Genomic DNA, 4,630 nt, shown 5'->3' with positions numbered 1-4,630 from the left:
CGCGGCGGCGGAGCAGCGCATCCGGCTCGGGCGGACGGCCGCGGAAGGCCTCGTAGGCCGCTTCCGGATCGACCGATCCGCCGCTCGAATAGATGTCGTCGTGCAGGCGTTTTGCGACGGCAGGATCGAAGATGTCGCCTGCCTCCTCGAACGCGCCGAAGGCGTCGGCGTCCATCACCTCCGACCACATGTAGCTGTAATATCCGGCGGCATAGTGGTCACCGGTGAAGATGTGACCGAACTGCGTGGGACGGTGACGCAGCGCGATCTCCTCGGGCATGCCGATCTTCTCCAGCTCCTTCTTTTCGAAGCCACGGACATCCTGCGCAGCGGAAGCTGGCTGGGTGTGGAATTCGAGGTCGACCAGCGCCGAGGACACGAACTCGACCGTGGCAAAGCCCTGGTTGAATTTTCGCGCGGCCAGGAAGCGCTGGAGCAGGTCGTCCGGCAGCGGCTCGCCGGTCTGGTGGTGGCGGGCGAATTGCTGGAGCACCTCGGGCCGCTCCTGCCAGTGCTCGTAGAGCTGCGACGGCAGCTCGACGAAGTCGGTGAACACGGATGTGCCCGACAGCGACGGATAGGTCACGTTGGACAGCATGCCGTGCAGGCCGTGGCCGAACTCGTGGAACAGGGTGCGGGCGTCGTCGGGCGACAGCAGCGAAGGCTCGCCGCCGGCCCCCTTGGAGAAGTTGCAGATGTTGAGAACGAGCGGCGCGACGTCGCCGTCGAGCTTCTGCTGGTCGCGCAGCGAGGTCATCCAGGCGCCTGAGCGCTTCGACGGCCGGGCGAAGTAGTCGCCATAGAACAGCGCCTTGTGCTTACCGTCGGGGCCCTTGACCTCCCAGACCCGGACGTCGGGATGCCAGACCGGAACGTCCTTGCGCTCCTCGAAGGTGATCCCGAACAGGCGCGTGGCGCAGTCGAAGGCCGCTTCGATCATGTGGTCGAGCGAAAGATACGGCTTGATCGCCGCGTCATCGAAATTGGCGCGCTGCAGGCGGAGCTTCTCGGCGTAGAAGCGCCAGTCCCAGGGAGCGAGCCTGAAATTGCCGCCCTCCTCCGTGATCAGCGCCTGCATCTCGTCGCGGTCGGCGAGCGCCCGGGCGCGCGCCGGCTTCCAGACCCGCTCCAGCAGGCCCCGCACCGCGTCCGGCGTCTTGGCCATGGAGTCCTCGAGCCGGTAGGCGGCGTAGGTCGGATAGCCCAGCAGGTTCGCGCTCTCCTCGCGCAGCTTCAGGATCTCGACGATGGTCGTATTGTTGTCGTTGGCATTGCCGTTGTCGCCGCGCGCGATGAAGGCCTTGTAGACCTTCTCGCGCAGGTCGCGCCGGGCCGAGCTCTTCAGGAACGACTCGACCGAGGAGCGCGACAGCGTGACGATGGCCTTGCCTTCCATGCCGCGCTCTTCTGCCGCAGCCTTGGCGCTGGCGACGAAGCTCTCCGGCAGGCCCTGGCGATCAGCCTCGCCAAGCTCCATGAACCAGTCCTGCTCGTCGCCGAGCAGATGATGGCTGAAGCCGGTGCCGAGTTGGGCCAGCTTCTCATTGATCTCCGCCATCCGCGTCTTGGCCTCCTCGGAGAGGCCGGCGCCGGCGCGGTGGAATCGGGTGTAGGTGCGCTCCAGCAGGCGGAGCTGCTCCGGGCTAAGACCGAGCGCCGCGCGGTTTTCGTGCAGCTGGGCGATGCGACCAAACAGCACGGCGTTCATCATGATCGGATTCCAGTGCCGCGCCATCCGCAAGGAGACCTCCTTGTCGATCTCCAGGATGGCCGGGTTGGAATGCGCCGAGACCAGGTCGTAGAAGACCGCGGCGACCTTACTCAGCAGCTTGCCCGAGCGCTCCAGCGCCGTGATGGTGTTGGCGAAGTCGGGCGCGGCCGGATCGTTGGTGATCGCCGCGATCTCGGCGGAGTGATCGGCGAAGGCCTGCTCGAACGCCGGGAGGAAGTGCTCCGGCTTGATCTCGTCGAAGGGCGGGGTCGCAAACGGCGTCACCCAGGCCTTCAGCAGCGGATTGGTCTCGGAGTCCGTAGTTTGGCGGGGTTCTGACATCGCAAGTCCCGATTTTCATGGGTCGATTGTTGCGGCCAGCTATAGCACGCGATGGGGCTTTTTTGAGCCATTTGGCCTTGCTCCCGGCCGCCTTTTCGGGGAGATTGCGGCCCTCGATAGACTACGGACCCCTGAGCTCATGAACGCGCCTTCCTCGTCTTCCCGTCAGATCGTCTGGCCAAGCGTCATCACCGTCATCAGTGCCGCCATCCTGATCGGCGCCGAAGTGTTCGGCGCGGCCTTTGCCGGCGGCTGGGCGCTCGCGATCCTGTTCGGGCTCGGCGATCAGGGCACGCACATTCTCCAGGCCGTGCTGTTCACACTCGGCGTGCTCGTGATGACCGCCTTCATCCGCGCAGCTCAGCGCGTCGAGCCGTTCACGAAGCGCCGCTGACGCGCGCACAGCCGCGTGACGCTCGCGGCGGCTTGAAAACTTAACGCCCGTTCATCTTCCGCGTCGCTCGCGCAACACTGCGCAAGCAGACGTTAGGCAATTCTGTTGTCAGCCTAAAAAAATTCTTGCGAAGCAGAGTCAAAACGCTTATGTGCGCTCTTGCCCAATTTCGCACGTGCCTGTGGTCGTGTGTCAGTCGGTAGGTATCCGGACAAGAGGCCGGACAGCCGCCAAGGGGTGAAGAAGCCGAGGGGCTCTTCGGAAGTGCGGAAGTCGGAAGGCTCATAGCCGGAAGACGACAGCAAACCCGGAGCGTCCAGCATCTCTCTCAAGAGATGCCTTGTCGAAGGTGACTTCACTTTTTGCAACCGTGACTGGCAGCCGGAGGCGAACCGGCGCACCCCGCTCTCAACGGGGGACGCGACTTAAAGCAACGACGGATCGGGCTTTTTTGGTCTCTACCGGCAGTCCAACGCCGGCGCGGGCTACTGAAAAGGCTTGTCCTTCATTGCCAGGTGTGCGGGCGGGAAAATTCCCAACCAATCCACGGCAGCACAATTCGGTCTAGGGTTTTAGCCCTGTCGCGTCTCCATCGTGCGGCAGCGGCGAAGCACCCTCGTCCGAGAACCGCTTTGAACGAGCTCCGTCGCTGGGGCCGCTTTGGAGAGTGCTATGACCGAACGTATCCAGGAATTCCTGCGCAACCGCCGCAAGGATGGCCTCGACACCGAGCCGTGCCTCGTCGTCGACCTCGAGGTCGTGCGCGACAATTACCAGACCTTCGCCAAGGCCCTGCCCGACAGCCGCGTGTTCTACGCCGTCAAGGCGAACCCCGCGCCGGAAGTGCTGGCCCTGCTGGCGTCCATGGGCTCCTGCTTCGACACCGCGACGGTCGCCGAAATCGAGATGGCGCTGGCCGCGGGTGCGACGCCGGACCGCATCTCCTTCGGCAACACGATCAAGAAGGAGCGCGACATCGCGCGCGCCTTCGCGCTCGGCATCCGGCTTTTCGCCGTGGATTGCTCCGCCGAAGTCGAGAAGGTCGCCCGTGCCGCCCCCGGCGCGAAGGTGTTCTGCCGCATCCTCTATGACTGCGCCGGCGCCGAGTGGCCGCTGTCGCGCAAGTTCGGCTGCGATCCGGAAATGGCGGTCGAGGTGCTCGACCTCGCCAAGCGCCTTCGGCTGGAGCCGTGCGGCATCTCGTTCCATGTCGGCTCGCAACAGCGCAAGGTGAAGGCGTGGGACCGCGCGCTGGCGATGGCCTCGCAGGTGTTCCGCGACTGCGCCGAGCGCGGGATCAACCTGTCCATGGTCAACATGGGCGGCGGCTTCCCGACCAAGTACCTGAAGGACGTGCCGCCGGTGGTGACTTACGGCCGCTCGATCTTCCGCGCGCTGCGCAAGCACTTCGGCAACCAGATTCCGGAGACCATCATCGAGCCGGGCCGCGGCATGGTGGGCAACGCCGGCATCATCGAATCCGAGGTCGTGCTGATCTCGAAGAAGAGCGACGAGGACGAGGTGCGTTGGGTGTACCTGGACATCGGCAAATTCGGCGGTCTCGCCGAGACGATGGACGAGTCGATCCGCTACGCCATCCGCACCCGTCACGACGGCGCGGACATGACGCCGTGCGTGCTCGCGGGACCCACCTGCGACAGCGCCGACGTGCTGTACGAGAAGAGCCCGTATCCGCTCCCGGTGACGCTCGAGATCGGCGACAAGGTGCTGATCGAAGGCACCGGGGCCTATACGTCGACCTACTCGTCGGTGGCGTTCAACGGCATCCCGCCGTTGAGGACGTACCACATCTGATCCGCCTCTTGGTCTGAGGCCTGACGAACCCGGGAGCCGGCTTGCCGGCTCCTCCCTCACATCTCTATTTCTGACGACGTCTTGGACTGGCGTGCCGCCCGCACGCCCGTTCAAGCGGGGACTGACGCGCCATGACCACTCCTCGGAAGCCACAGATCGCCCTCACCTCGAAAGCCGCTCCGTTCGTGATCCGTGCGGAGCGTGCTGGCGACGTCACGATGCGTGAAGCACTGCTCGATGCCTGCTTTGGCGAGAACCGCCACGGCCGCACCTGCCAGCGCCTGCGCGACGGACGAGCGCCCGCCACAGGCCTTGCCCTGTCGGCGGTGCGCGAGGGCAAGCTCGTGGGAACCGTGCGGCTGTGGCAC

4 protein-coding genes are annotated in these 4,630 nt (G+C 65.2%); 3 read left to right on the top strand and 1 reads right to left on the bottom strand.

Going from position 1 to position 4,630, the window contains the following annotated elements; all coding sequences use genetic code 11:
* Positions 1 to 2,053 (bottom strand): M3 family metallopeptidase (locus tag MOV75_RS28240; protein WP_247006989.1); only part of this gene is annotated, 2,053 nt, incomplete at its 3' end.
* A gap of 139 nt (positions 2,054 to 2,192) precedes the next feature.
* On the opposite strand from MOV75_RS28240, the gene MOV75_RS28235 reads away from it, so the two are divergent.
* The 3 genes from MOV75_RS28235 to MOV75_RS28225 all read left to right on the top strand — a co-directional run.
* Positions 2,193 to 2,447 carry a hypothetical protein gene (locus MOV75_RS28235; RefSeq protein WP_027562896.1) on the top strand — a complete coding sequence of 85 codons (255 nt, stop codon included), beginning with the start codon at positions 2,193 to 2,195 and terminating at the stop codon, positions 2,445 to 2,447.
* A 672-nt stretch (positions 2,448 to 3,119) separates the two neighbouring features.
* A complete protein-coding gene (locus tag MOV75_RS28230) occupies positions 3,120 to 4,262 on the top strand; it encodes a type III PLP-dependent enzyme (RefSeq protein ID WP_246930918.1) in 1,143 nt (380 codons plus the stop codon).
* 131 nt (positions 4,263 to 4,393) lie between these two features.
* The coding region (locus tag MOV75_RS28225; protein WP_369010471.1) for a GNAT family N-acetyltransferase at positions 4,394 to 4,630 on the top strand (237 nt) is incomplete at its 3' end.

It is taken from the genome of Bradyrhizobium sp. PRIMUS42 (genome assembly GCF_023006515.1).
Classification (GTDB): Bacteria; Pseudomonadota; Alphaproteobacteria; order Rhizobiales; family Xanthobacteraceae; genus Bradyrhizobium.
This window is presented reverse-complemented; position numbering and strand designations above follow the sequence as displayed.

Coding starts and splice junctions, on each gene's coding strand:
- MOV75_RS28235 (WP_027562896.1), top strand. CDS start 2,193: ATGAACGCGCCTTCCTCGTCTTCCCGTCAGATCGTCTGGCCAAGCGTC.
- MOV75_RS28230 (WP_246930918.1), top strand. CDS start 3,120: ATGACCGAACGTATCCAGGAATTCCTGCGCAACCGCCGCAAGGATGGC.